General features: G+C 42.5%; 25 protein-coding genes. 19 read left to right on the top strand and 6 right to left on the bottom strand.

From position 1 onward, the window contains the following. Window positions 1-178: 178 nt before the first annotated feature. Both IRB79_RS23225 and argH read left to right on the top strand, forming a co-directional pair. Window positions 179-1,387, top strand: coding sequence for an argininosuccinate synthase (locus IRB79_RS23225; protein WP_221878602.1), 1,209 nt, complete (start codon window positions 179-181; stop codon window positions 1,385-1,387). Then, entirely contained in the window at window positions 1,384-2,781 is a 1,398-nt protein-coding gene (argH, locus tag IRB79_RS23220) for an argininosuccinate lyase (protein WP_243505272.1), read from the top strand. Before IRB79_RS23225 ends, argH begins: the two co-directional genes overlap by 4 nt. Window positions 2,782-2,815: 34 nt before the next feature. Here argH and IRB79_RS23215 read toward each other — a convergent pair whose 3' ends face one another. Continuing rightward, the gene (locus tag IRB79_RS23215; RefSeq protein ID WP_243505270.1) at window positions 2,816-3,271 is read right to left on the bottom strand and encodes a universal stress protein; all 456 of its coding nucleotides are present in this window, start codon (window positions 3,269-3,271) and stop codon (window positions 2,816-2,818) included. A gap of 109 nt (window positions 3,272-3,380) precedes the next feature. Between IRB79_RS23215 and IRB79_RS23210 the strand changes: the two genes are divergently transcribed. Continuing rightward, window positions 3,381-3,548 carry a hypothetical protein gene (locus tag IRB79_RS23210; protein ID WP_206839100.1) on the top strand — a complete coding sequence of 56 codons (168 nt, stop codon included), beginning with the start codon at window positions 3,381-3,383 and terminating at the stop codon, window positions 3,546-3,548. A 155-nt stretch (window positions 3,549-3,703) separates the two neighbouring features. Next, window positions 3,704-4,825: an alanine dehydrogenase gene (ald, locus tag IRB79_RS23205; protein WP_243505269.1), complete on the top strand. Its 1,122-nt coding sequence runs from the start codon at window positions 3,704-3,706 to the stop codon at window positions 4,823-4,825. Between the two features lie 154 nt (window positions 4,826-4,979). On the opposite strand, the gene IRB79_RS23200 is transcribed toward ald, so the two are convergent. Further along, entirely contained in the window at window positions 4,980-6,077 is a 1,098-nt protein-coding gene (locus tag IRB79_RS23200; protein ID WP_243505267.1) for a M24 family metallopeptidase, read from the bottom strand. A 164-nt stretch (window positions 6,078-6,241) separates the two neighbouring features. On the opposite strand from IRB79_RS23200, the gene IRB79_RS23195 reads away from it, so the two are divergent. The 3 genes from IRB79_RS23195 to IRB79_RS23185 all read left to right on the top strand — a co-directional run bounded on the left by IRB79_RS23195 (window position 6,242) and on the right by IRB79_RS23185 (window position 8,964). Beyond that, window positions 6,242-6,922 (top strand): metal-dependent hydrolase, encoded by a 681-nt coding sequence (locus IRB79_RS23195; protein ID WP_243505265.1) that lies wholly within the window; start codon window positions 6,242-6,244, stop codon window positions 6,920-6,922. A 389-nt stretch (window positions 6,923-7,311) separates the two neighbouring features. Next, window positions 7,312-7,560 (top strand): hypothetical protein, encoded by a 249-nt coding sequence (locus IRB79_RS23190; RefSeq protein ID WP_221878596.1) that lies wholly within the window; start codon window positions 7,312-7,314, stop codon window positions 7,558-7,560. 84 nt (window positions 7,561-7,644) lie between these two features. After that, a complete protein-coding gene (locus IRB79_RS23185; RefSeq protein ID WP_243505257.1) occupies window positions 7,645-8,964 on the top strand; it encodes a CBS domain-containing protein in 1,320 nt (439 codons plus the stop codon). Window positions 8,965-9,191: 227 nt separating this feature from the next. Here the strand turns inward: IRB79_RS23185 and IRB79_RS23180 are convergent, their stop codons facing one another. After that, on the bottom strand, window positions 9,192-9,497 hold the full coding sequence (locus tag IRB79_RS23180; RefSeq protein ID WP_221878594.1) for a YtpI family protein: 306 nt from the start codon (window positions 9,495-9,497) through the stop codon (window positions 9,192-9,194). 141 nt (window positions 9,498-9,638) lie between these two features. Between IRB79_RS23180 and IRB79_RS23175 the strand changes: the two genes are divergently transcribed. Beyond that, window positions 9,639-10,577: a DHH family phosphoesterase gene (locus IRB79_RS23175; protein ID WP_243505255.1), complete on the top strand. Its 939-nt coding sequence runs from the start codon at window positions 9,639-9,641 to the stop codon at window positions 10,575-10,577. Window positions 10,578-10,604: 27 nt separating this feature from the next. Here the strand turns inward: IRB79_RS23175 and ytrI are convergent, their stop codons facing one another. Continuing rightward, complete coding sequence (gene ytrI / locus IRB79_RS23170) at window positions 10,605-11,105, bottom strand: sporulation membrane protein YtrI (RefSeq protein WP_243505253.1); 501 nt, start codon at window positions 11,103-11,105, stop codon at window positions 10,605-10,607. Further along, window positions 11,102-11,497 (bottom strand): sporulation membrane protein YtrH, encoded by a 396-nt coding sequence (locus tag IRB79_RS23165; RefSeq protein ID WP_347815342.1) that lies wholly within the window; start codon window positions 11,495-11,497, stop codon window positions 11,102-11,104. Before IRB79_RS23165 ends, ytrI begins: the two co-directional genes overlap by 4 nt. 117 nt (window positions 11,498-11,614) lie before the next feature. Between IRB79_RS23165 and dnaE the strand changes: the two genes are divergently transcribed. The 9 genes from dnaE (at window position 11,615) to IRB79_RS23120 (ending at window position 22,923) form a co-directional block, all read left to right on the top strand. Further along, window positions 11,615-14,974: a DNA polymerase III subunit alpha gene (dnaE, locus tag IRB79_RS23160; RefSeq protein ID WP_243505245.1), complete on the top strand. Its 3,360-nt coding sequence runs from the start codon at window positions 11,615-11,617 to the stop codon at window positions 14,972-14,974. A 181-nt stretch (window positions 14,975-15,155) separates the two neighbouring features. Further along, the gene (locus tag IRB79_RS23155; RefSeq protein WP_221878590.1) at window positions 15,156-16,394 is read left to right on the top strand and encodes an NADP-dependent malic enzyme; all 1,239 of its coding nucleotides are present in this window, start codon (window positions 15,156-15,158) and stop codon (window positions 16,392-16,394) included. Window positions 16,395-16,462: 68 nt separating this feature from the next. Beyond that, the gene (locus IRB79_RS23150) at window positions 16,463-17,026 is read left to right on the top strand and encodes a FadR/GntR family transcriptional regulator (RefSeq protein WP_243509630.1); all 564 of its coding nucleotides are present in this window, start codon (window positions 16,463-16,465) and stop codon (window positions 17,024-17,026) included. Between the two features lie 162 nt (window positions 17,027-17,188). After that, entirely contained in the window at window positions 17,189-18,067 is an 879-nt protein-coding gene (gene accD, locus IRB79_RS23145) for an acetyl-CoA carboxylase, carboxyltransferase subunit beta (protein WP_243505243.1), read from the top strand. Further along, window positions 18,052-19,029, top strand: a complete 978-nt coding sequence (gene accA, locus IRB79_RS23140) for an acetyl-CoA carboxylase carboxyl transferase subunit alpha (protein ID WP_221878587.1) — start codon at window positions 18,052-18,054, stop codon at window positions 19,027-19,029. Before accD ends, accA begins: the two co-directional genes overlap by 16 nt. Window positions 19,030-19,435: 406 nt before the next feature. Further along, a complete protein-coding gene (pfkA, locus tag IRB79_RS23135) occupies window positions 19,436-20,395 on the top strand; it encodes a 6-phosphofructokinase (protein WP_243505242.1) in 960 nt (319 codons plus the stop codon). A gap of 85 nt (window positions 20,396-20,480) precedes the next feature. Beyond that, entirely contained in the window at window positions 20,481-22,241 is a 1,761-nt protein-coding gene (pyk, locus tag IRB79_RS23130; RefSeq protein WP_243505241.1) for a pyruvate kinase, read from the top strand. A 125-nt stretch (window positions 22,242-22,366) separates the two neighbouring features. Next, window positions 22,367-22,753, top strand: a complete 387-nt coding sequence (locus tag IRB79_RS23125) for an FxsA family protein (protein ID WP_243505240.1) — start codon at window positions 22,367-22,369, stop codon at window positions 22,751-22,753. Continuing rightward, entirely contained in the window at window positions 22,717-22,923 is a 207-nt protein-coding gene (locus IRB79_RS23120) for a hypothetical protein (RefSeq protein ID WP_243509694.1), read from the top strand. The genes IRB79_RS23125 and IRB79_RS23120 overlap by 37 nt, the downstream gene beginning before the upstream one ends. Here IRB79_RS23120 and ytvI read toward each other — a convergent pair. Then, window positions 22,920-24,041, bottom strand: a complete 1,122-nt coding sequence (ytvI, locus tag IRB79_RS23115) for a sporulation integral membrane protein YtvI (protein WP_243505239.1) — start codon at window positions 24,039-24,041, stop codon at window positions 22,920-22,922. The two genes, IRB79_RS23120 and ytvI, sit on opposite strands and share 4 nt — an antisense overlap. 226 nt (window positions 24,042-24,267) lie before the next feature. On the opposite strand from ytvI, the gene IRB79_RS23110 reads away from it, so the two are divergent. Both IRB79_RS23110 and citZ read left to right on the top strand, forming a co-directional pair. Further along, window positions 24,268-24,729 carry a DUF441 domain-containing protein gene (locus IRB79_RS23110; protein ID WP_243505238.1) on the top strand — a complete coding sequence of 154 codons (462 nt, stop codon included), beginning with the start codon at window positions 24,268-24,270 and terminating at the stop codon, window positions 24,727-24,729. A 665-nt stretch (window positions 24,730-25,394) separates the two neighbouring features. Then, window positions 25,395-26,516 (top strand): citrate synthase, encoded by a 1,122-nt coding sequence (citZ, locus tag IRB79_RS23105; protein WP_243505237.1) that lies wholly within the window; start codon window positions 25,395-25,397, stop codon window positions 26,514-26,516. Window positions 26,517-26,670 lie beyond the last annotated feature (154 nt).

The raw sequence follows: 26,670 nt of genomic DNA, 5'->3' as shown, positions 1-26,670 counted from the left end.
GGCAAAAGCCAAAACGGAGCTTTTGCCTTTTTTATTGGGAAATTATATTTATTTTTATACATTTTTAAGAATAAGTATTGATTTTTAAAGAAAAGGTTGTTAAAGTAAGAGAATAATAAATGAATAAAAACATAATTTGATTGTATATTTATACGTATAATCCAAGGAGGAAATATATATGTCTCAAAATAAAGTAGTTCTTGCATACTCAGGCGGTTTGGATACATCAGTTGCGGTTAAATGGCTGCAGGATCAAGGTTATGCAGTTGTTGCCTGCTGTCTTGACGTTGGTGAAGGAAAAGATCTCAACTTTATCCAGAAAAAAGCATTAACGGTTGGTGCTGTCCAATCCTATGTGATTGATGCAAAAGAAGAATTTGCTAATGAATATGCATTAATAGCGCTGCAGGCACATGCTTTATACGAAAATAAGTATCCATTGATCTCTGCTCTTTCACGTCCGCTGATCGCCAAGAAGCTTGTTGAAGTAGCAGAAAAAGAAGGTGCTGTAGCAGTCGCACATGGATGTACCGGCAAAGGAAATGACCAGGTTCGTTTTGAAGTGGCAATCCAGGCTCTAAACCCTGATCTTCAAGTGTTAGCTCCAGTTCGTGAGTGGAGCTGGTCACGTGAGGAAGAAATTGAATATGCAAAACAAAATAATATCCCCATCCCAATTAATCTGGATTCTCCTTACAGCATTGATCAAAACTTATGGGGCAGAAGCAATGAGTGCGGAGTCCTGGAAGATCCATGGGCAGCTCCTCCGGAAGATGCATACGATCTTACCGTTTCTCTTGAAAAAGCTCCTGATACACCTGATACCGTTGAAATCGGTTTTGAAAAGGGTGTGCCAGTCAGCTTGAATGGCAAAAGTATAAAGCTTTCCGAGCTTATTGCCGAACTGAATGAGGTTGCAGGCAAGCATGGAGTTGGGCGTATCGACCATGTGGAAAATCGGCTTGTCGGAATCAAATCCCGTGAAGTTTACGAGTGTCCGGGAGCGATGACACTTCTTAAAGCACATAAAGAGCTTGAGGACTTAACGATGGTAAAAGAATTGGCCCACTTTAAACCGGTTATTGAGAAAAAAGTGGCTGAGCTTATATACGAAGGATTGTGGTTCTCTCAGCTTAACAATGCATTAACAGCTTTCCTTAAAGAGACACAAACCTTTGTTACAGGAACAGTCAGAGTGAAGCTGTTTAAAGGCCATGCGATTGTTGAAGGAAGAAAATCTCCTTATTCCCTGTACGATGAAAAGTTAGCAACTTATACTTCCGATGATGAATTTGACCATAATGCGGCAGTTGGTTTTATTAAGCTTTGGGGATTGCCGACAAAGGTGCAGAGCATTGTTCAAAACAGCAAGAAGGTGACAGTGTGAAAAAGTTATGGGGAGGCAGATTCACAAAATCTGCTGAAGAATGGGTAGATGAATTCGGAGCGTCGATTTCATTTGACCAGGAATTGGTTATGGAAGATATTGAAGGGAGCATGGCCCACGTTGCCATGCTTTCTAAAACAGGAATCATCACTGAGGACGAAGCTCAAAAAATCAAAACAGGCCTTCAGCAGCTAAAAGAGAAAGCTGCCAAGGATGAACTGGATTACTCAGTAAAACTTGAAGATATTCATTTAAATCTTGAGAGTCATTTGACCGAACTGTCTGGGCCTGTCGGCGGTAAACTTCATACCGCAAGAAGCCGAAATGACCAGGTGGCAACAGACATGCATTTATACCTGCGCAAGCAGGTGGAGCAGATTGTTGAATTGATTCAGGAAATGCAGGAAGAGTTAATCATCCAGGCTGAAAATAATGTGGAAACCATCATGCCGGGCTATACGCATCTGCAGCGGGCACAGCCGATCTCTTTCGGTCATCATCTAATGGCTTATTTCTGGATGCTTGAGAGAGACAAAGAGCGATTTTCTGAAAGCTTAAAAAGAATCAACCTATCTCCGCTTGGAGCAGGGGCTCTCGCTGGAACCACTTTCCCAATCGACCGTGAGTATACCGCGGAACTTCTCGGATTTGAAGGCATCTATGAAAACAGCCTGGATGCAGTCAGTGACAGAGACTTTATTCTGGAGTTTCTATCCTCAAGCTCAATCCTGATGATGCATCTGTCACGTTTAAGTGAAGAATTCATCCTTTGGTCAAGCCAGGAGTTTCAATTCATTGAACTGGACGACAGCTTTGCAACTGGCAGCAGCATTATGCCGCAAAAGAAGAATCCGGATATGGCGGAACTCATCCGCGGTAAAACGGGACGTGTATACGGTAACCTTATGGGGCTGCTGACAGTACTAAAGGGTCTGCCGCTAGCCTATAATAAAGATATGCAGGAAGATAAAGAAGGGATGTTTGATACTGTAAAGACAGTCACAGGTTCACTGAAAATCTTTGCAGGAATGATCCGCACCATGAAGGTTAAAACAGAGCAGATGGAAAAGGCGACTAAAAATGATTTTTCCAATGCTACTGAATTGGCTGATTATCTATCTGATAAAGGCATTCCATTCAGAGAAGCACATGAGATTGTCGGGAAACTGGTCCTTGTCTGTGTACAAAAGGGATGCTTCCTTGGAGATTTGCCGCTTGAAGATTTCAAGAACGCCCATTCATTGTTTGAAGAAGATATTTATGAAGTACTGGATCCTTATACAGCTGTCAAAAGAAGAAATAGTGCAGGCGGAACAGGATTTAAACAAGTAAGCATCGCGATTGAAAAAGCGAAGAAATCTCTCGGCATTAAAGAGTATGTCAATAAAGAATAGAAAAATGGCGCTGCAGCAGGCAGCGCCATTTTTTCTATTCTTCATCTTCTTTATCCGTTCTGACAACGAGGACATCACAGCGGGCATAGCGGGTAATATGTTCAGATACACTGCCGATGATGAAACGTTCAACTGCGTTCATGCCTGTTGCACCGCAAATGATCAGGTCGACGTTGTGCTTTCTTGCAATATCTTTTGGAACCTTCACTTTTGGGGAACCATAATCGACTTCATATGTTACATTCTCGATGCCTGCATCCATTGCAGTTCTTTTGTATTTTTCCATTAATTCGGTTGCGAAACGGTCAGCTCTTTCAGCTATCGTGCGGTCATAGGCTTCAACCGTAGCAAAGGTGCGGGTATCAATGATATGTGCCAATACAAGAGAAGCATTATTGCGCTTCGCAATTTCAATTGCCTTTTTAAAAGCCCATTCTGCTTCCGTTGAACCATCTACAGCGACTAATATGTTTTTATACTTCATGCCCATTTGAATCTCCTCCTTTACCTATATTATACAGCTGTTAAATCTGAATATCTGTAACAAAAAATCGAACAATAGTAAGGCTGATGAAAATTTATTAAAGGAGCAGATGAAAATGGAAAAGAGAGAACCGAAAGCAGGGTCCGCGTATTTTTTTGATGAGCAGGGTACAAATGAAGTTAGCGCACAAATCATGAATGCTTATAACAGCGGTGTTATTGATCAGCCGAATGCAGAGTTTGACATGGAAGCTCACGAACGGAATGAAGGCAATCTGCAATAAGAAAGCAAGCTCTCATAAATTAATGAGAGCTGTTTTAATGAGGATTTGGCAATACCGGGTAATGATAAAAAATGGGCAAAGCTATTGTATACTTTTCCCTCAAATAGCCATATAAAGTTAATAGGTATATCACTTAAAATACGGAGGTATGCAGCATGCGTATCGGGGTTCCAAAGGAAGTAAAAAACAATGAAAACAGGGTTGCTATGACCCCTGCTGGTGTTATGAATCTCATCCAATTTGGACATGAAGTCTATATCGAAGCTGATGCCGGGACTGGTTCCGGTTTTTCGGATAACGACTATATGGGTGCGGGTGCACATATTGTTCAAACTGCAGAAGAGGCATGGTCAATGGATATGGTCATGAAAGTAAAAGAGCCGATTCCGGGCGAATATGTATATTTTCGGGAAGGGTTAATTCTCTTTACATATCTGCATTTGGCTGCTGAACCCGATTTGACAAGTGCTTTAATTGATAAGAAAGTAGCGGGCATCGCATATGAAACAGTCCAGCTTCCCAACCGGACTTTGCCTCTATTGACTCCTATGAGTGAAGTGGCCGGGAGAATGGCAGCTCAGGTAGGAGCTCAATTTTTAGAAAAAATACATGGAGGGAAAGGAATCCTGCTATCGGGGGTACCGGGGGTGCAGCGGGGAAATGTTACCATTATCGGCGGCGGGGTTGCTGGAACCAATGCGGCAAAAATGGCAATAGGCCTTGGGGCAAAGGTGACTATGATCGATTTGAATCCAGATCGCCTTAGGCAGCTTGATGATATCTTTGGAAAAGAAGTAACAACATTAATCTCAAATCCTTACAATATCGCTGAAGCTGTTAAGGATTCAGACCTCGTGATTGGAGCTGTACTGATTCCGGGTGCAAAAGCTCCTAAGCTTGTCACAGAGGAGATGATCAAAACGATGAGCCCTGGTTCTGTTATCGTGGATATCGCAATCGATCAGGGAGGGATTTTTGAAACAACTGATCGAATTACTACCCATGACAATCCCACATATGAAAAACATGGCGTAGTTCATTATGCGGTAGCTAATATGCCGGGAGCAGTTCCCAGAACATCAACTCTTGCACTGACCAACGTGACGGTGCCTTATGCAGTACAAATTGCGAATAAAGGCTACAAGCAGGCATGTCTGGATAATGAGGCTTTATTAAAGGGAGTTAATACATTAAATGGCTATGTGACATACAAGGCGGTAGCTGAAGCCCATAACCTTGACTATTCAGATACGGGAACACAATTGGAGCAGCAATAGGAAAAGCTGCAGGCGCCAGCTTATCGGATTATGACATCGAACCGATGGCGCCTGGAGCTAGACACTTATCTAAATTCAGAATTTATACACTTATTTCATAAAAAAATCCGGGGCTGGACAGCTCCGGATTTTCTGTGGAAATTTGTTCAAGTCTCTATTTAATAATCTGAAGTTCTTTCGGGAACTTGGTTAAAATTTCAACTCCGTCTGCTGTTACAGCAAGGTCATCTTCAATCCGCACTCCTGCAACACCTGGGACATAGATTCCCGGTTCGATGGTGAAGACCATTCCTTCTTCAAGCAAAAGTGAGTTTGTTTCTGTTAATGAAGGATATTCATGAACGCTCACACCCAGTCCATGGCCCAATCGATGCGGAAAATATTCGCCATAGCCGGCTTCTGCTATCAGATTTCTTGCTGTCAGGTCAATATCTGCGCAAGTGACTCCCGGCTTGCTCGCTTCCACAGCTGCAAGCTGAGCTTTTAAGACCGTATCATAAATTTCTTTTTGTTTATCATTGATATCACCGTAAGCCACAGTTCTAGTAATATCTGAGCAGTAGCCATTCCAGACAACTCCGAGGTCAAATAGGACTAAATCCCCTTTTTGAATCTTCGCCATTCCTGGTGTGCCATGAGGGGAAGCTCCGTTAGCCCCCGTCAGGACCATGGTAGAAAAAGACATTTCGTTAACGCCTTTTTTCTTTAGTGCATATTCTACAGCAGCTAGAACATCCAGTTCAGTTTTTCCTTCCTGGATCTCGGCACAGCCTGTTTCAATCGCAAAATCGGCCAGTGCGCATGCTTCGCGAATGATTTCCAATTCTTTGTCATCTTTCACCATACGAAGCTGCTGCAGCTTTTCTTCTGCCGAAACGAATGAAGCCCCGCCGAATAGTCCCGAGATCGCTTCATACCGCTCCACATTCATATGTTCTTTTTCAATGGCTGCTTTATTTACTTTTCCAATTCTTTTATGTATGGATGTCTGAATAAATTCCCAAGGGTTCTGAATATCGCTGTAGCCAATAATTTCATGGCTCCAGCCGGCTTTTTTTGCATCTTCTTTTTCCATGGCCGGACATACGAGGAAAGGCTCTTCTTCCTGGAAAACAGCCAATCCAAGCAAACGTTCATGAGGGTCGCTTAAAAAACCGCTTAAATAAAAAACATTATCCGGTGATGTTACAAAACTGACCTGGATATCATTTTCTTTCATCCACTGTGATAGTTTCTGCAATCTATTATTCATAGTGAACCTCCTTATGTACTGATACTTTGAGAGTAGCAACTAAATAAGAAAAAGTAAACTTTTTAAACATTGCCAATTCGGGTATATATTAAAAAGGGAGCAGGAATAACTTGATTTCCGTTGAAGTAACTTACATAACTTCTAAATTTGAAAGGAGAATAAAATTGAAAGTATCATTTCATGGCCATGCAGTAGTGAAAATCGAATCACAGGGAAAAACAATCTTAATAGATCCTTTTATTACCGGGAATGATTTAACTGATTTAAAAGCCGAAGACCAGAAACCTGATGTTATCATTGTCACACACGGACACGGTGATCATCTTGGGGATACGGTTGAATTGGCAAAGCGCAATGACTCACTTGTTATTGCAAACTTTGAGCTTGCCACCTATTTGGGCTGGCAGGGTGTCAATGCTCACGGGATGTCCATCGGCGGGGGTTATGACTTTGATTTTGGAAGAGTGAAGCTGACACCTGCCTTTCATGGGACAGGCCTTGAGACAGAAAATAAGGAAATTATCTACCTGGGAATGCCTGCGGGTGTGCTTATCACTTTAGAAGGAAAAACGATTTACCATGCAGGGGATACCGGGCTTTTCTCTGACATGAAGTTAATCGGTGACCGTCATCCAATCGATCTGGCATTTCTGCCAATCGGAGATAACTTTACCATGGGGCCGGATGATGCAGCATACGCAGCAGAACTCCTTGGCGCCAAAAAGGTGGTTCCGATTCACTTCAACACGTTCCCGCCAATCAAGCAGGATCCGCATAAATTCATCAGCATGCTGGAAACTGGAGTCGGCCAGGTGCTGGAAGCAGGAGAATCAATCGAATTATAATATGAAAACGCAGCTTCTAATGGAGGCTGCGTTTGTTAATGAGGAATGTATAAACCCTGAAGTTAGATAACTGTCTAGCTCCAGCGCCTACCCCCTCGAGGTCACAAGCCTGTCTAGTTGCGGCTCCTAGGGACTCGAGACATAAGTCAATCCCTTCCAGAAGGAAAGAACACCTTCTTGCAGGGCTCGTCTTATGCTTGTCGTCCCTGGGCAGTCGCCTCCACATTTCGGACAACCCTCCCAAAAAGGCAAAGAACGCCTTTCCGGGAGGCTCGTATTTGTGCTTGTCGGGGGTGGGCAAGGCGCTTCCGCTTTTCTTTAAAAACCAATCATTTTCCCAGCCTGTCCGCATACATTTTAGGGAGGATAGGATAAAGGAGGAAGCTAAATTGAATAAAAACCGATATTTGCTATGTTTGCTGCTGTGCGGCTTGATGCTTTATTATGCCGCTCCAAGAATGGGTGTGTTTAATGGAGGGACTGAAGGGATCTTTGCCATAAGCTGGCTGGCCCTTGCCCTTTTTGTCATTGCCGGAAACCTGACTGCATTGCTGTTTGCCCCGAAAAAAGCGGCTGCTTCGGGGAAGCAGGTACGCAAAATGGCAGACAGGAAGCGGGTGCGCTCCTTCGGCAGATAATCTAAGATTCCCGAAGTCAATTGTATCAAGGCCTCTTTACCCTTATAATGAAAAATAAGGAATAATTTGTAGAGGGTGAAAGTCTTGGCTACTAAGCATGAGCAAATATTACAATACATTGATGAACTGCCAATTGGAGAAAAAATATCGGTCAGACAGATCGCCAAGGCGCTCGCTGTGAGTGAAGGGACTGCATACAGAGCGATTAAGGATGCTGAAAATAAGGGATATGTCAGTACAATAGAACGTGTTGGGACAATAAGAATCGAGCGGAAAAAGAAAGAAAATATTGAGAAGCTTACTTTTGCAGAAGTTGTTAATATTGTTGACGGCCAGGTGCTTGGTGGAAGAGCCGGCCTCCATAAAACACTGAACAAGTTTGTTATTGGAGCGATGAAGCTTGAAGCGATGATGAGATACACTGATGCCGGAAACCTGCTGATTGTAGGAAACCGGACCCAGGCACACGAATTGGCATTGAAGGCTGGGGCTGCTGTGTTAATTACTGGGGGCTTTGATACAGAAGACCATGTCAAAAAGCTTGCTGACGACCTGCAGCTTCCTGTGATCTCAAGCAGCTATGACACCTTCACAGTGGCAACTATGATCAATAGGGCTATCTATGACCAGCTGATCAAAAAGGAGATTGTACTTGTTGAAGACATCCTGACTCCTCTGCAAGAAGCGATTTTCCTGAAAACAACCGATACAATTGCGGATTGGCTAACGTACAATCGTGAAACCGGCCATAGCCGATTCCCGGTTGTCGACAGTAATCTGAAGGTGCAGGGAGTTGTCACTTCCAAGGATATTATGGGACATGAAAAGGAAACGCTTATTGAAAAAATCATGACCAAAAATCCTATGACGGTTGGCGGAAAAACGAGTGTTGCTTCTTCCTCGCATATGATGGTATGGGAAGGAATCGAATTGCTTCCTGTGGTAGATGAAGCGAATAAACTCGAAGGGATTGTTAGCCGTCAGGATGTGCTGAAGGCGCTGCAGATGATCCAAAGGCAGCCGCAGGTGGGTGAAACAATTGACGATATAGTCACCAACCAGCTGGTTATGACACGGGGAAAAACAAAAGGGGATGACGTTTATCGCTGTGAGGTTACTCCGCAGATGACCAACCACCTTGGAACGATATCCTATGGAGTCTTTACAACCATTGTTTCGGAAGCTGCAAACAGAGTCTTAAGAAGCTATAAAAAAGGAGATCTCGTAGTTGAAAATATGACTGTCTACTTTATTAAGCCTGTTCAGATCGACAGTATGCTTGAAATCTATCCAAAAGTATTGGAAGTAGGACGGAAGTTCGGAAAAGTGGATGTTGAAGTTTTTAACGAAGGTGTCCTTGTAGGCAAGGCGATGATGATGTGCCAGCTTATTGACAGGCATTAATACAAGTAAAGTGGAAGCGCCTTGCCCACGAATGAACGCAGACTAAGAACGCCACGTCCTGTGGCAACGTATGCATGACCCCCATCCTGGGGCCTCACCTCGAGGGGGTAGGCGCTGGAGCTAGACAGTAATCCACGTTCAAGGTTATACTTTCTTACTAATAAACAAAAAGCCGTTCACATTTGAACGGCTTTTTTTGCAGGTCCCTTTGGGAAGTCCGGTTAAACTTAACTCTTCCTTGCTTCCTCAGCTTCTTTTGCTGCGTGAGGCATGTAAAACTTGTATGCTTTTATGCCGCCCCAAATGCTCAATCCCCCAATAAGGATAAACACAATTCCCACAATGAGAGCTGTTGTTGTATTGTATAAAAACAGCTGATTAAGGCCAAATATGGCGACGAATGAACCGAGCGCAATCCTGGACTTGGCTGATATCCATTGTCTTTCAGCCGGCTGTTTGCTTCTGAAGAATTTCACTTTATAGAAAATATAGAAAGAAAAAGAGAGAATAATCAGGATAACAAAGATAGGCATTTCATAACCTCCAAGTTTCGACAATCTCTTATTATTTTACCTTCATTATTAAAAAATTGCCATAAGCATGCAGTGTTTTCTTTTTCTTTTCATGGTGATATGGTAAAAATAAAGTAGTATTCAGAATAAAAGGAGCGCGCCATGAAACAAAAGATACTTGATGAAATCAAAAAATATGAAACAATCATTATTCATAGGCATGTCCGTCCTGATCCGGATGCATATGGTTCACAGGGAGGCCTTGCTGAAATCCTGAAGGCTTCTTTCCCTGAAAAATCGATCTTCACTGTCGGGAAGGAAGAAGAAACACTTCATTATATGAGAAGGCTTGATGAAGTATCTGATGATACATATAATGGGGCGCTGGTCATTGTCTGTGATACAGCAAATGCGGAACGGATATGTGATGATAGATATGGAACGGGTAATAAACTGATCAAAATTGACCATCACCCGAATATGGATCCGTATGGAGATATGATGTGGGTTGATACGGATGCAAGTTCTACCAGTGAAATGATTTATGAGTTTTATCTTTTCGGCAAAGATCAGGGCCTGAAAATGTCGGATGAAGCTGCAAGATTGTTATTTGCCGGAATAGTAGGGGACACCGGCCGATTCCTCTATCCAAGCACGACAGATAAGACGTTTGCGTATGCAGGTGAACTGATTCACTATAATTTTTCACGGCCGGGACTGTTTGATAAGATGTACGAGCTGGACGCAAATATTGTTAAATTGAAGGGCTATGTACTGCAGAACTTTGAAATGAGAGACAGCGGGGCTGCTGTTATGATCCTGAAAAAAGAATTGCTCGAAGAATTTCAGGCAGTACCTTCTAAAGCTTCCCTGCTTGTAAGCACTCTTGGCGATGTGAAGGGAATAAAAGCATGGGTTTTCTTTATTGAGGAAAGTGATCAAATCCGTGTGCGGTTCCGCTCGAAGGGTCCAATAATTAATGAAATTGCAAGGAAGTATAAAGGCGGAGGACATCCTCTTGCTGCCGGAGCTTCCATTTATTCATGGGAAGAGATGGAATCAGTTGTAAGAGATCTGGAGGATGTCTGCAAAGCTGACTAAAATATAATGCCCGGCAAAAGCCGGGCATTAATCCAGCATAATATTCAATTCAATTGAGACAGTTGTATAGATGACCAATTCTTTAACTTCCACCCGGTATCTCTTTTCGTTAACCCGATGTGTCTTATTTTCTATTATTTTCTTGATCAGTTCACTGCTTTTATAAACCGTATCGATGTCTTTGGCAATCATCATGCTAATATCCTCTTTTATTTCATCTTCCAGCTGAAAAACACTGAAGGAATCCAGTTTATATTTATCGCTGTTGACAATTTTAATGGATATATCCTGGACAGTCAGTTTTTTCTGGTTTTCTTTATTTAGTTTTTTGAATTCCTCCTGCCAGATTTCTTTATCTTTTTCCAATTCATAAATAGCATCCTTTTGAAGCTTGATTTCTTTGCTGTATCTCTCCTGCCATTGCCCAAAAACAAATAAAAAAATAAACCAGCTGATGATGCCCCCTATGGCCATTCCTGAAAAAAAGCGCTGCCAGGATGGCAATCGGTAGTAAGGCGGTATCCTCATGCTGAAATGTTCTCCTGAGTCAGCCAGTTAATGAGCATGGCGCCTGTCTGGGCCCCTCCGAGAGCAGAAAGAATCAGCATGAATTGTTTAAATATATCCTTTGTCTGTCCGTCCATGACACCTCTTTCAAAGCTGTAAACTGTATCAAAGGTTCCTCCGATTGCTGCAATAATGGCCCAAATGCGTATCATATTGGAAATCTGGAAGATTTGATTTAAAGGAGGCTTTCCTGTCAGAAAAGCAGCCATGCCTCCAATGATTGAACCTCCTATCAAAACACCGAAAGCAATAAAATAACTCTCAATTAAAGTGGAAAAAAAGGGCTGGGTATTCATATCATCCGTCCTCGCTGCAGGAATGGCCCTGCCAGAATTATCTTGATACTTCATCATATGGACAAACTTAGTAAAATATGTTTTTTAGCTGCCGTTAAAAAGAGAACATATTTTCTTTTTGGAAACGGGCGTTCTATAATAAAAAATAGCAGAGAAATTAAGGGTGTGAGAAACGTGTCATTTATTCACCTTCATGTATATAGCGCTTATAGCCTGCTGTCGAGCACGGCAAGAATAGAGCAGCTTGTGTCAGGCGCCAGGGAAAACAGGTTTCCTGCCCTGGCTTTAACGGACCGGAATGTCATGTACGGAGCCGTTGCCTTTTATAAAGAATGTCTTAAGCAGTCCATAAAGCCGATCCTGGGTCTCTCTGTGGATGTGTTAAGCGAGATATCCGAAGGCGAAGCTTATCCAATGGTCCTCTTGGCTAAAAGCCGGCAGGGGTTTCAGAATCTATTAAAAATCACAAGCACAGTCCAGACAAAATCGCCTGAAGGCATCCCTGTTAAATGGCTTAAGCACTATGCAGGTGGATTGTTTGCTTTAACTCCCGGCCTTGATGGGGAAATCGAACAATATCTTGAGGCAGGTGAATACGGCCAGGCAAAAAGAACAGCTGAACTTTTCAGCAGTCTTTTCGAGCCAAATTCATTCTTTTTCGCTATACAGGATCATGGGCTGCGTGAAGAGAAAAAAAACAATGAACTTCTGGTTCAGCTTTCTGGGGAAACAGGGATTGGCCTGGCTGCTTCAAATGGTGTCTGTTACATAAAGAAAGAAGATGCTTTTGCCCATGAGTGCCTGATGGCCATTAAAAATGGAGAGAAGCTTCAGGATGAAGAGAGAGAGCGGCTGAAGAGTGATGAGTATTATTTAAAATTATCCGGTGAAATGGCGGAATTGTTATCGGGTTATCCTGATGCTTTGGAGAATACGATTAAGATAGCAGAGCAATGCAATGTCATGCTTGAGCTAGATAAACAGAACCTTCCTAAATACCCTGCTGTAAGAGGCATGAGTGCCGATGAGCTATTGTCAGAAGTCTGCTGGCAGGGTTTTGCTGACAGATATCCGGATGCAGATGATGAGCATAGGGAACGTTTGCGGTATGAGCTGAACATAATTAGAAACATGAAGTTCAGCGATTATTTTCTAATCGTATGGGATTTTATGAAGTTTTCGAGAGAAAATGGAATTTTAACCGGCCCGGGGCGGGGATCTGCTGCCGGTTCAATGGTTGCTTATGTCTTATATATTACAGATGTGGATCCAATTGAGCATCAGTTATTATTCGAGCGATTCCTAAATCCAGAGAGAATCTCCATGCCTGATATTGATATCGATTTCCCGGATCACAGAAGGGATGAGGTGATTCGGTATGTATCCAGGAAATATGGAGAGCTCCATGTTGCCCAAATTCTTACGTTTGGAACACTGGCAGCCAAGGCTGCACTTCGGGATGTCGGCAGGGCATTTGGGCTTAATCCGAAAGAGCTGGACATGCTTTCAAGAAAAGTACCTTCCAAATTGGGCATCAGTCTCAAAGAGGCCTACAAAGAATCAGAGCCTCTAAGAAGATTCACCCAGGAATCCGATTTAAATCGGAGACTTTTTGAAACGGCTATCAAACTGGAAGGTCTGCCAAGACATACATCCACTCATGCTGCCGGTGTTGTAATCAGCGAGCACCCGCTGGTTGAGGCCATTCCTATTCAAAAGGGACATGAAAATGTTTATCTGACTCAATACTCGATGGAGCATCTTGAAGATGTCGGCCTATTAAAAATGGATTTTCTCGGTCTTAGGAACCTGACATTAATCGAGAATATCCTAAGCTCTATCCAGAGAAAAACAGGCACACAGATTGATATAAAAAACATTCCCCTAGATGATGAGGCAGTATACAGTCTATTGGGAAAAGGAGATACTACAGGCATTTTTCAGCTTGAATCTGAGGGGATGCGAAGTGTGCTGACAAGGCTTCAGCCAACACGCTTTGAAGATATTGTGGCTGTCAATGCCCTTTACCGCCCCGGTCCAATGGAAAATATCCCGCTGTTTATTGACAGGAAGCATGGGAGAAAGCCGATAAATTATCCTCATCCCGATTTGAAGCCTATTCTTGAAAACACGTATGGTGTCATCGTATATCAGGAACAAATTATGCAAATCGCTGCAAAAATGGCAGGATTTTCACTGGGGGAAGCCGATTTGCTTCGGAGAGCGGTCAGCAAGAAGCAAAAAGAAGTGCTGGACCGTGAGCGTGCCCATTTTGTAGGGGGGGCAGTGAAGAAAGGCTATAATGAACAAGCTGCTCATGAAATATATGATCTAATTGTCCGGTTTGCAAACTATGGATTCAACCGGAGCCATGCGGTTGCATACAGTTTCATAGCTTATCAGCTGGCATATTTAAAAACTCATTATCCGCTTCACTTTATGGCTTCCCTGCTGACTTCAGCCGTAGGAAATGAAGGAAGGATTGCCCAATATATTGGAGAACTGAGACAGATGGGTTTGCCGCTCAGCCCGCCTTCCATTAATAAAAGCGGCTATTCATTTCTGGTAGAAAAAGATTCAATCAGGTATAGTCTTGCAGCCATAAAAGGCGTAGGTGCTGCAGCTTTAAGGGATATTTTTCAGGCAAGGAAAAATAAGCGCTTTGAAGATCTGTTTGATTTTTGCATAAGGGTTTCAACAAAAGCTGTTAATCGCAAGATTCTCGAATCCCTGGTTCATTCAGGCAGCTTTGATGAATTTGGGGAAGATAGAGCTGTTCTTCTTGCCAGCCTGGATGTGGCTGCAGAACATGCCCAGCTTGTTATGCCGGAGGACGACCAAGCGGATTTCTTTGAGGATGATGAATTTTTTCCTAAGCCTAAATATACTGAAGTAGATCCGATCCGTTCCGAGGACAAGCTGAGATTTGAAAAAGAAGTGCTGGGCCTGTATTTATCGGATCATCCGGTTTCGATTTACGAATCATCTTTTCACCTGCTGGATGCTTGTCCGCTTCTTGAACTAGAAAGAACTGCAAATAAGGCAAAAACAGTTGCTTATTTATCCGAAGTGAAAAAGATTCGTACGAAAAAAGGCGAGCCAATGGCGTTTCTTTCCTTGAGCGATCAGTCGGGGGATATGGAGGCAGTTGTTTTTCCAAAGGTGTTTAACCGATTTTCAATGCTCTGCTCCCAGGGAAACATCGTCTTAGCGGAAGGAAGGATAGAGGAGCGGGATGGAAAGAAACAGCTGATTGTCCAGCATCTTGATGATGTGAAGGAAGCTATTGAAAAAATACAAAACAAAGATCCCGTTTTGTATTTAAGGATTACTGAGGATCGGGAAACATCGGAAAATCTTCGTTTTCTTAAAGAATTATTTAAAAAAAATGAAGGCCGGGTTCAGGTGGTTTTGTATTATGAAAGCTCCCGAAAAACCATTCGCCTGGGTGAAGAGGATCTAATCTCGCCATCAGAGGATTTCCTTAAATTGCTTATGAAAATGCTTGGACAGAATAACGTCATTTTAAAGTAATTACCCTTTACAACAATAACAATTATGGTATATTTGTAAGAAGAAAAATAAACTGGTCTGACCACTGAAGCGAAAAGATAAGCCCTGCACCATCTGTTAATTAAGCAGAAGTGCAGCAGATATTTGTTCGTCGATCTATGTTTATATATAAATTCTATTCGGAATATGAGGAGTGAAAATTTTGACCTTACGCGAAGAAGCACTGCATATGCATAGAGCTAATAAAGGGAAATTGGAATCTAAATCAAAAGTACAGGTGCGAAATGCCAAAGACTTAAGCCTTGCTTACTCCCCGGGGGTTGCTGAGCCCTGCAAGGAGATTTATGATAAGCCGGAAACTGTCTATGAATATACGATGAAAGGCAATATGGTCGCGGTTGTTTCCGATGGAACAGCAGTGCTGGGATTAGGAAATATCGGGCCGGAAGCCGCCCTGCCTGTAATGGAAGGGAAAGCTGTACTATTCAAAAGTTTTGCAGGAGTGGATGCATTTCCAATTTGCCTCAATACGACTGATGTAGATAAAATCGTTGAGACGGTAAAACTTCTTGAACCTACATTTGGGGGCGTAAACCTTGAGGATATTGCTGCTCCAAATTGCTTTTATGTAGAGGAGCGACTAAAGAAGGAAACAAATATTCCTGTTTTCCACGATGACCAGCATGGCACTGCCATTGTGACTGTTGCAGGTCTTGTGAATGCCTTGAAGCTTTCCGGAAAGAAAATGAATGAAATTAAGGTTGTGGCAAATGGTGCGGGTGCGGCCGGAATTGCCATCATTAAACTTCTTTACAGCTATGGTGTTCGCGATATTATTATGTGTGACACCAAGGGTGCCATCTATGAAGGCCGCCCGCAGGGAATGAATGAGATAAAAAATGAAGTAGCGAAGTATACGAATCGGGAAAATGCGAAGGGAAGCCTAGCTGATGTTATTAAAGGCGCAGACGTATTCATCGGGGTATCTGTGGCTGGAGCGTTAACGGCAGAGATGATTGGTACCATGAATCAGGATCCGATTATTTTCGCTATGGCCAATCCAACTCCTGAAATTATGCCTGAAGAAGCGAAAGCAGCTGGAGCGATGGTAGTTGGTACAGGAAGATCCGACTTTCCAAACCAGGTCAATAATGTGCTGGCTTTCCCTGGAATCTTCCGCGGAGCTCTGGATGTCCGTGCAACTCATATCAATGAGAAAATGAAAGTAGCTGCTGTAGAAGCCATTGCCAATTTGGTTCATCAGGATGAACTGAACGCAGATTATGTCATCCCGGGGCCATTCGATCCCCGTGTCGCACCTGCAGTTGCGGCTGCTGTGGCAAAGGCAGCTATGGAAACCGGTGTTGCCCGCATTAAAGTGGATCCTGAAGAAGTAAAGGAAAAAACGAAGCAACTTGCTGTCATTGGAAAAGGTGAGTGACTCCATACGTGAATTCACCTCAAAATAACACGAAGGTTTATATCGGCATTGTCAAACAGCTTAGGTCCATGATTGAACATGACGGACTTAAGCCTGGAGATCGATTGCCTTCCGAAAGAGAGCTGTCAGAGCGCCTGGGTGTCGGGCGCTCTTCCGTTCGGGAAGCATTAAGAGCCCTTGAACTTCTTGGCTTAATAGAGACAAGGAGAGGCGAGGGGACTTTTGTGAGAGATTTTAGAGGGCATCAGCTTGTACAGCTGCTTAGCACGTTTATTCTTCAGGATAAGAAATCCATAAGAGATGTTAAAGAAACCAAGTTTCTGATCGAACTGGATTGTTTATGGCTGATCATTCAAAAGGCTGGAGAAGATCAGCTTCTTAGGTTCAAAAAGTGGACTCTTGAAGCAGACTACTCAGATGATGACTTTTTCCTGGAAATCGTCACACTTGCAGATAATCATCTTTTCCTCCGTATCTGGATCATCCTTAAAGATTATTATAATTCTCTGGATCTGGAGACAATGATGGTAACCAAGGAACAATATGCAGAGCTGATTGAGACATTGATTTCCAGAAATGAATCCGAAGTTATTCGTGTATATAGAAATCTGAGGAAATTGTCGAAAAGCTAACGACAATTTTTTGCAGATTTTAAAGCTGATATCCTCTATATTTAAATAATCAGACAAGCATAAATGGAGCCTAGGAGAGTTAGGCATTCATTTTTAAATCGGTGGTCTGACCACTGTTGAAATTAATGGAAATGATTCAGCGATTATCAGGGAGGTTTCATCTTGCTTAAAGATATTTTTACTAAGACGAAGAAGAAGAAATATGCAACCATTCCATCGGAAACGGCAAAGCAGGATGTGCCGGAAGGAATCATGACAAAGTGTCCGAACTGCAAGAAGATCATGTATACAAAAGAATTGGTTAAGAACCTTAAAGTGTGTTTCCACTGTCAATACCACCACACCATGAATTCAAAAGAGCGTTTGGCAAGCTTTTTGGATGCCAATAGCTTTGAAGAAATTAACGCAAACATGATTTCTGAAAATCCTCTGAATTTCCCGGATTATATTGAAAAGCTTGAGAAGGATAGGGAAAAAACAAAGATTAATGAAGCGGTAGTGACTGGGACAGGCACTGTAAATGGCCAAAAACTTGCAGTGGCTGTTATGGATTCCACATTCAGAATGGGAAGCATGGGCTCAGTAGTCGGAGAAAAAATTACCCGTGCCATTGAAAAAGCAGATGAATTGGGAGTTCCTTTTATTATATTTACCGCTTCAGGCGGAGCAAGAATGCAGGAAGGCGTTTTGAGCCTGATGCAAATGGCTAAGACAAGTGTAGCCTTAAAAAGATTCAGTGATAATGGAGGCCTGATTATCTCCATCATGACTCATCCTACAACAGGAGGTGTGTCTGCAAGCTTTGCTTCACTGGGAGATTACAATCTGGCGGAACCTGGTGCTTTGATTGGCTTTGCGGGACGCAGAATCATAGAACAAACAATCCGAGAAGAATTGCCGGAAGACTTCCAGACAGCAGAATTCTTATTAAAACACGGTCAATTGGATGCAGTAATTCCCAGAACAGAGCTAAAGGACAAGATATCAGCCATTTTATCGATACATCAACCAGGAGGTGACTTCCAATGGCAGGAGAATTAGAATTTGAACGTCCGGTTATGGAACTGAAAAAAAAGATTGCTGAATTAAAAGAGTTTACAAAAACAGCCGATGTAGACCTATCCTCTGAGATAGAGAAGCTGGAAGCGCGCTTGGAAAAATTAGAAACCGATATATATGAAAATATGAAACCGTGGGATCGTGTGCAGGTTGCAAGACATCCCGCAAGGCCAACTACACAGGACTATATCTCCTATCTTTTTGAGGATTTTTTCGAGTGTCATGGAGATCGTGCTTTTGGGGATGACGAGGCAATTGTTGGAGGTATTGCAAAATTTAGGGGTCTTCCGGTTACCGTCATCGGGCATCAGCGCGGAAAAGACACAAAAGAGAATATCCGCAGAAATTTTGGAATGCCGCATCCCGAAGGTTACCGCAAAGCATTAAGGCTTATGAAGCAAGCTGATAAATTCCGAAGGCCGATTATTTGTTTCATTGATACAAAGGGTGCCTACCCTGGGAAAGCCGCAGAGGAACGCGGACAGAGTGAGGCAATTGCCAAAAACCTGTTTGAAATGGCCAGCCTTAGGGTTCCTGTTATCTGTATTGTCATCGGTGAAGGCGGAAGCGGCGGAGCGCTGGCTCTCGGTGTGGGAAACCATATTCATATGCTCGAAAACTCCACTTATTCGGTTATTTCTCCAGAAGGAGCGGCAGCCATTCTCTGGAAAGATGCCACGCAGGCTAAAAAGGCTGCAGAATCCATGAGAATTACTGCTCCGGATTTAAAAGAATTAGGTGTTGTGGATGAGATTATCGAAGAGGTAAAGGGTGGAGCCCACAAAGATGTAAAGGTTCAGGCTGCGGAAATCGGAGAGGTCCTTTATCAATCATTGAAGGATTTGATGGTCCTTTCTGAAGATCAGCTGATCGATCACCGATACAACAAGTTCAAATCCATTGGTGAATATTCGTTTTTAAAGGAATTTATTGGGGTAAAATAAAAGCGTGCTTTCGGGCACGCTTTTATTTTTTGCACATTCCATTGCACCCTGGTGTCGAATGGAAAGCCATCTTTGTCAGCGGGAGGCTTATATAAAAATCCCGCTTTGAAAGTAAAAAATGCAGGTTTTTCAATATAAAACGCTTTCAGTATCCCGACAATTCTGTATTTCCTTGAATTTGCCTGATTAAGTTGAGATGCTCCCTTCTTCATGGTATTTTAGAAATATTCAATAGCGTTTTGTTCAATAATAAGATAAGCAGACTATGCTCTGCTTTACATAAAGAGCCTATATTACTTACAAAATTCTTGGGCAGGCGTGTCCATGGTTTATAGGCTGTTAATAAACAGCGCAGCAGACAACACGCTTTCTTATTTTTATATAAATTCAATTCGGGGTGATTATTGTGAAGAAAATAGGAGTATTAACAAGCGGCGGCGATTCTCCTGGCATGAATGCAGCTGTACGTGCAGTTGTCCGTAAAGCGATCTATCATAATATTGAAGTGTATGGTGTTTATGGCGGATATTCCGGCTTAATGTCAGGGAATATTAAGAAGCTTGACCTTGGTTCGGTTGGTGACATCATCCATCGCGGCGGCACAGTCCTGCATTCGGCAAGAAGCGAAGAGTTCAAAACAAAAGAAGGCCAGCAAAAAGGCATTGAACAGATGAATAAGCACGGCATTGAAGGTCTTGTTGTAATTGGCGGGGACGGTTCATACCGTGGAGCAAAAGCTTTGACAGAGCAGGGCTTTCCTTGTGTTGGAGTACCTGGCACCATCGATAACGATATTCCGGGAACGCAATATACTATTGGCTTTGACACGGCTTTAAATACGGTTATTGATGCAATTGATAAAATCCGTGATACAGCTACTTCCCATGAAAGAACATTTATCATTGAAGTGATGGGAAGAGATGCAGGAGACATCGCTTTATGTGCAGGATTAGCAGGCGGTGCGGAAACAATCCTCATCCCGGAAGCAGGCTATAGCATGGATGAAATAGCAGAGAGACTTAAAAAGGGACATGAACGCGGCAAAAAACACAGTATCATTGTGGTTGCAGAAGGAGTCTGCAGCGGAGTGGAATTTGCCAAGCAGATCAAAGACACAACAAACTTTGATACACGGGTGTCTGTACTTGGCCATATGCAGAGGGGCGGATCTCCAACTGCATTCGACCGGGTGCTGGCAAGCCGCCTTGGAGCACATGCGGTAGAACTTCTCCTCGAAGACAAAGGCGGACGTGCAGTAGGAATTCAAAATAATAAACTTGTTGACCATGATATAATAGAAATATTGGATAGAGAGCATACACTTGACCTGGACCTATACAAACTTTCGAAAGAGCTGTCTATTTAATCTAATCAGATATAAGCCGGCACCAAGCGGCATTAAGCTGTCAGTGCTGGTATTCAAGCTGCATCAATTCAGGAGGTAAATTATAATGCGTAAAACGAAAATCGTTTGTACTATTGGACCTGCCAGTGAAAGTGTTGAAAAGTTAACACAGCTTATTGAAGCAGGGATGAATGTTGCCCGTTTAAATTTTTCCCATGGTGATTTCCAGGAGCATGGACAGCGAATTCAGAATATCCGTGTGGCTGCAGAAAAGACCGGCAAAACAGTAGCGATCCTTTTGGATACCAAAGGACCGGAAATCCGCACAAACAATATGCAGGATGGTGCGATTGAACTGAGAGCTGGGGAAAACATTATTATCTCCATGAACGAGGTTGAAGGAACAGCAGATAAGTTTTCCGTTACATATGCAGGGCTTATTGAAGATGTACACACAGGAAGCAAAATTCTGCTTGACGACGGTTTAATTGGACTTGAAGTGACAAAAATTGATAAAGCCAACAGTGAAATCCACACAAAAATATTAAACAGCGGAACACTTAAAAATAAAAAAGGAGTCAACGTTCCGGGAGTATCTGTGAATCTTCCTGGCATAACGGAGAAAGATGCTCAGGACATCATCTTCGGAATCGAACAGGGCGTCGATTTCATCGCCGCTTCTTTTGTCCGCAGAGCGTCTGATGTTTTGGAAATCAGACAGCTGCTTGAAGAGCACAATGCCTCTTATATCAACATCATTCCTAAGATTGAAAATCAGGAAGGTGTAGATAACATTGATGAAATTCTTGAAATTTCCGACGGTCTTATGGTAGCGCGCGGAGACCTTGGTGTTGAAATTCCAGCAGAAGAAGTTCCGCTCGTGCAAAAGAAATTAATTAAAAAGTGCAATGCACAGGGTAAACCTGTTATTACCGCAACACAAATGCTGGATTCCATGCAGCGCAACCCCCGCCCAACACGCGCAGAAGCGAGTGATGTAGCAAATGCCATTTTTGATGGTACTGATGCTATCATGTTATCCGGCGAAACGGCTGCGGGCTCTTATCCTGTCGAGGCTGTGCAGACGATGCACAACATCGCATCAAGAGCAGAATCTGCATTAGATCATAAAGAAATCCTATCAAATCGGAGCAAAGATAATGAACATAACATTACAGATGCCATTGGACAATCCGTGGCACATACAGCTCTAAACCTTGATGTTAACGCAATTATTACACCGACTGAGAGCGGCCATACAGCAAGAATGATTTCAAAGTACCGTCCAAAAGCTCCTATTGTTGCCGTTACATCAAATGACTATGTATCACGCCGTTTATCTTTAACATGGGGTGTTTATCCTCAAATTGGCCAAAAAGCGTCTACTACGGACGATATGCTTGATATTGCAGTTGAAGAAAGCGTGAACAGCGGAATTGTTGCATCAGGAGATTTAGTGGTTATTACAGCAGGAGTGCCTGTTGGTGAAGCAGGTACCACCAATTTAATGAAAATTCATGTGGTGGGGGATATCCTGGCTAAGGCGCAAGGAATAGGGCGCAAATCAGCCTTTGGAAAAGTCGTTGTGGCTAGAAATGCAGAGGAAGCATTGGCAAAAGTAACAGAAGGGTCTATTCTGGTTACAATCGGTTCTGACCGTGAAATGGTGCCTGCTATTGAAAAATGCAGTGCACTTATTACAGAAGAAGGCGGGCTTACAAGCCATGCGGCTGTTGTAGGCCTTAATATTGGCATACCTGTCATTGTAGGGGTTGAAAAAGCAACAACCCTTCTCAAAGATGGACAGGAAGTAACAGTCGATTCTCAGCGCGGCGTAATTTATAACGGCCATGCAAGTGTGCTATAATTAGGAATCACAAAAGGAAGGGGATGCCCTTCCTTTTTTTGATTCCTGGGAAAGACAAATTGTTATATTCTCAGTTCCATGTTTGATATAATGAAGATAAGTCTTATACAAAATAGAGGTGCTTGATGCGCTACATTTTCTTGCTGATGATAATCGTTCCTGCTGCTGAAATCGGTGTTTTACTTCTATCAGGGAACACAATTGGGCTATGGCCTACTCTTGCGATTATCTTGTTTACAGGCGTTCTCGGTGCTTATCTGGCTAAAAAACAGGGCCTTGAAACAATTAGAAAAATACAGGATCAGCTCCGCTGCGGGCAAATGCCTGGGGATGCCATTCTTGATGGGGTCAGCATCCTTATTGGAGGCACCTTGCTTCTTGCACCCGGATTCATTACAGATGCATTAGGATTTACATTGCTTCTTCCTTCTGCAAGAAAAGTATTTAAAAACATCCTGTATATAGGGCTGAAAAAATGGATGAACAAGGGAACGATCACGATAATCAGGTGAAAACAGCTATATATAAAGCCGCTCCTTTAAATGGGAGCGGCTTGTTTATTTTATTGGCATTTGTATTTTCTGACGTATTCACACCTTTTGGTCATGTAAAGTGCCAAATAGGTAATCCATTACATAGCCTGATTGAAAGCGATGCCCATATTTCAGGTTCTTCATCTTAATCTGCTTCTTCATTGCCTTTTATAAACATCCAGATATCCCGGAATACTCCAGCTTTATGAAGAGTGGTGATGAGTACAAGAGTAACCGGCCCGGCGATTAAGCCCAGAAATCCAATCAGTTTAAAACCGACAAATAAAGCAATCAGAGTAGCTAAAGGATCAAGTCCAATGCTTGATGAAAGAATTTTTGGCTCCATAATCTGGCGCTGCACCAATACGATGATATAAAGAATGCCAAGTCCGATTGCCCTGCTCATTTCTCCCCCAATTGCCTCATAGATGATCCATGGCACAAAAATCAGCCCTGTTCCGAGATAGGGAATTATATCGACAAGGCCAGTCACAAGTGCAATTGTAATAGCATAATCGACACGCAAAATCAGCAGTCCGGCAAGTATGATAACAGTCGTAATGGATACTAAGGTAGCCTGTGCTTTGACAAAGCCAAACAAGGCCTTCTGCAGATCGGCAAATACAGTTCTGCCGCTCTTTTTTGCACGGCTGGGCAGTATGCGGCTGAAGAGGCCTGACAGCCTATGCCAATCCTTGCTGATGAAAAAAGTGGCCAGCAGCGAGAAAATCAGGACAGTTGCTGCATTGGGAAACCAGGAAAGGATGTTTGGGATTTTCTCGAAAAATGCCTGGATAAAATCTCCCAGAGTGGAGCCAAATTGCTTCCCGACATTTTCTATGTTCGTCATTATGGTATCCTGCTGGCCTGTGCCAAGATTATTAAATAAACTTGCAAGCTGGTTATAAAGAGGAATGATTTGCCCAGCAAAGAACTGCTCAATAAAGTCAATTAAAGTATCGAGGTGCTGCGGCACTACTTTTGCCAAATAATCCGCACCTGATACGATCTCTGCCACCAGCAAGGTGATTAATCCAGCAAAAATGGCAAAGATAAGAATCAGAGCGATGAGGACTGCAAGAGCCCTGGGGATTTTCCATTTAACTTCCATCATGTTGACAAGGGGATTTATTAGAAAGGCAATAGCCAGTCCAATAATGAAAGGGTAAGTCACTTTGGATAAATATAAGAAAGCATAGAGACTTAAGATCACTACTCCAATGACAAAGAAAAATCTTACGGTCCGATAGATATATGCCGGGTTCAAGTAATAGCCTCCTTATTTAATTAGAACAGACTAAGTCATTGCAGCTGCCGCTTTTATGTAATGTTATTAGTCATATCATACATCATTTTTGATGGAGCTAAAAATAATTAGCTATTGTCTAGTAATACTTATTCTATTTATTAAAATGCGGTAAAGAACTCATAAATTATTAAATTAAATTAAATTATGTTACGATAATATAGAAAGCTGGCAGGTGAATTAGCAAATGTTTTCCCAATCGCTCATTTTTTTGTTTCTTTTGCTGGGTATAGGTGTAATAGCAAAAAATCAATCATTGATCATTGCTGTCTTTGTATTGATTGTCCTTAAAGCAGCCGGCCTCGATTCAAAAGCCTTTTCATTCCTGCAGTCCAAAGGGATTAACTGGGGTGTAACCATTATTACAATCGCTGTCCTGGCACCTATAGCAAGCGGTGAAATCGGCTTCCGGGATTTAGGCGGAGCATTCAAGTCCCCTTATGCATGGGTTGCCCTTGTCTCAGGGATTGCAGTTGCGCTTCTGGCAAAAGGCGGCATCGTTCTGCTGGCTGAAGACCCTCATATTACTACTGCTCTTGTTCTTGGGACCATTCTTGCTGTTTCCCTTTTTAAAGGTGTTGCCGTCGGTCCTCTGATAGGGGCAGGAATTGCGTATATGGCAATGAAAATCTTTGAGCTCTTTAAATGAATGATTAAAGTGCTCATGATAGATTTTTTGAAAAGAAGAAAGAAAACTTTGAATTTTGATATCTGTCTAGCGCAAGCAGCCTATCCCCTCGAGGTGTCGGGGATGGGCAAGGCGCTTCCGCTTTTCTTATTGCCCTTGGGCATTAATGTAAATAAACTTTTTTTGAAAAATATTATTTTTTAACATTTTAAGTGCTTTTCATTCACAAAAGTCAGATAATTGTTTATAATAGGACTTGTAAGCGTAACCTATTTCACGGTACCTATTATATTCAGTTAAGCTCTATTAAAATGTTATTAATATATTTTATTTTTTTCTATTCTGAAAAAATGTAAGCATTTTCTTTTTTTAAAAGAGTACCGAGCAACCGCTCGATGAAATGCATGCCAAAAGAAAGTTTATTTCTTCCGTATATCGGGGAGTGCCCTTTCACTAAATGGAAGTTTCACCTTTCATGGTTTTGGTCTGTAGATCGGCTAATACAGCCGGCTTAGCAATGGCTGTCCTGCAGCCCTATAAGGTGTTCATAATAAAGATAAAACAGAATGTGGACATGACAAGGAAGCTTTTCTGAAAAATGAAAAATCAGGTTCGGCTTACTTATGTTTAATGTACAGACAAAAATGGGTATGGGGAAATTTTATTATGTAAAGGAGAGATTCGGTATGACAGTAACACGCGGTCTTGAAGGGGTAGTAGCTACTACTTCGTCTATCAGCTCCATCATAGACGATACATTAACCTATGCAGGCTACAATATTGATGATTTGGCTGAAAATGCAAGCTTTGAAGAGGTTATTTATCTTTTATGGCACAGAAAGCTTCCTACTCAATCCCAGCTTGATGAGTTAAAGAGTCAGCTTGCAGCAAACTACTCTCTTCCACAGGAAGTTCTGAACCATTTTAAAACATATCCAATTGAGAAAGTGCATCCAATGGCTGCCCTTCGTTCTGCAGTGTCTCTATTAGGACTTTATGATGAAGAAGCAGACCAGATGGATGAAGAAGCAAATTATCAAAAAGCAATTCGCCTTCAAGCTAAAATGCCTGCTATCGTAACGGCATTTGCTAGAGTAAGAAAAGGCCTTGAGCCAATTGCTCCTAGAACAGATCTTGGATTTGCAGCCAACTTCCTATACATGCTTACAGGCAAAGAGCCTGAACCAATCGCGATTGAAGCATTTAATAAAGCGCTAGTTCTTCATGCTGACCATGAACTAAATGCTTCCACTTTTACTGCACGTGTATGTGTAGCCACATTGTCAGATATCTATTCCGGAGTTACAGCTGCAATTGGCGCTTTAAAAGGGCCGCTGCATGGCGGTGCCAATGAAGCGGTAATGAAAATGCTTACTGAAATCAGCACTCTTGAAAATGTGGAGCCTTATATCCGTGAAAAGCTTGAAAAGAAAGAGAAAATCATGGGCTTTGGGCACCGTGTATACCGTCAGGGCGACCCTCGTGCCAAGCACTTAAGAGAAATGTCCAAAAAGCTTACTGAACTTACCGGGGAACCACACTGGTACGAAATGTCCACGCAAATTGAAGCGATTGTTACCGGAGAGAAAAAACTTCCGCCAAATGTCGACTTCTATTCTGCATCTGTATACCACAGTCTGGGAATCGACCACGACCTGTTCACGCCGATTTTCGCTGTAAGCCGCGTATCTGGCTGGCTGGCTCATATTCTCGAACAATATGAGAATAATCGTCTGATCCGCCCTCGTGCTGACTATACAGGCCCGGGAATGCAGAAATACGTGCCAGTAGAGCAAAGAGGCCTTTAAAAAGCAGATTAATAGAACTAAAATTACTACTCAGCATTTTACTTTTTATTAAAAAATTGCTGTAATAGAGAGAGAGCAGGGAAAAGGTTAGGGGCAAATGCCTTCTAACCTTTGATTCTGATATACTGATGCAGTATCGTGCCGCAGACTATAT

The organism is Cytobacillus oceanisediminis (assembly GCF_022811925.1).
Taxonomy (GTDB): domain Bacteria; phylum Bacillota; class Bacilli; order Bacillales; family Cytobacillaceae; genus Cytobacillus; species Cytobacillus oceanisediminis_D.
This window is presented reverse-complemented; position numbering and strand designations above follow the sequence as displayed.

What these genes read in the sequence shown, in the direction of transcription:
- pyk (WP_243505241.1), top strand. Translation starts at nt 20,481, where the DNA reads ATGCGTAAAACGAAAATCGTTTGTACTATTGGACCTGCCAGTGAAAGT.
- IRB79_RS23180 (WP_221878594.1), bottom strand. Translation starts at nt 9,497, where the DNA reads ATGCCTATCTTTGTTATCCTGATTATTCTCTCTTTTTCTTTCTATATT.
- citZ (WP_243505237.1), top strand. Translation starts at nt 25,395, where the DNA reads ATGACAGTAACACGCGGTCTTGAAGGGGTAGTAGCTACTACTTCGTCT.
- IRB79_RS23125 (WP_243505240.1), top strand. Translation starts at nt 22,367, where the DNA reads ATGCGCTACATTTTCTTGCTGATGATAATCGTTCCTGCTGCTGAAATC.
- IRB79_RS23150 (WP_243509630.1), top strand. Translation starts at nt 16,463, where the DNA reads ATGATTGAACATGACGGACTTAAGCCTGGAGATCGATTGCCTTCCGAA.
- ytrI (WP_243505253.1), bottom strand. Translation starts at nt 11,105, where the DNA reads ATGAGGATACCGCCTTACTACCGATTGCCATCCTGGCAGCGCTTTTTT.
- accA (WP_221878587.1), top strand. Translation starts at nt 18,052, where the DNA reads ATGGCAGGAGAATTAGAATTTGAACGTCCGGTTATGGAACTGAAAAAA.
- IRB79_RS23215 (WP_243505270.1), bottom strand. Translation starts at nt 3,271, where the DNA reads ATGGGCATGAAGTATAAAAACATATTAGTCGCTGTAGATGGTTCAACG.
- IRB79_RS23110 (WP_243505238.1), top strand. Translation starts at nt 24,268, where the DNA reads ATGTTTTCCCAATCGCTCATTTTTTTGTTTCTTTTGCTGGGTATAGGT.
- IRB79_RS23225 (WP_221878602.1), top strand. Translation starts at nt 179, where the DNA reads ATGTCTCAAAATAAAGTAGTTCTTGCATACTCAGGCGGTTTGGATACA.
- IRB79_RS23120 (WP_243509694.1), top strand. Translation starts at nt 22,717, where the DNA reads ATGGATGAACAAGGGAACGATCACGATAATCAGGTGAAAACAGCTATA.
- ald (WP_243505269.1), top strand. Translation starts at nt 3,704, where the DNA reads ATGCGTATCGGGGTTCCAAAGGAAGTAAAAAACAATGAAAACAGGGTT.
- IRB79_RS23210 (WP_206839100.1), top strand. Translation starts at nt 3,381, where the DNA reads ATGGAAAAGAGAGAACCGAAAGCAGGGTCCGCGTATTTTTTTGATGAG.
- IRB79_RS23200 (WP_243505267.1), bottom strand. Translation starts at nt 6,077, where the DNA reads ATGAATAATAGATTGCAGAAACTATCACAGTGGATGAAAGAAAATGAT.
- IRB79_RS23175 (WP_243505255.1), top strand. Translation starts at nt 9,639, where the DNA reads ATGAAACAAAAGATACTTGATGAAATCAAAAAATATGAAACAATCATT.
- IRB79_RS23165 (WP_347815342.1), bottom strand. Translation starts at nt 11,497, where the DNA reads ATGATGAAGTATCAAGATAATTCTGGCAGGGCCATTCCTGCAGCGAGG.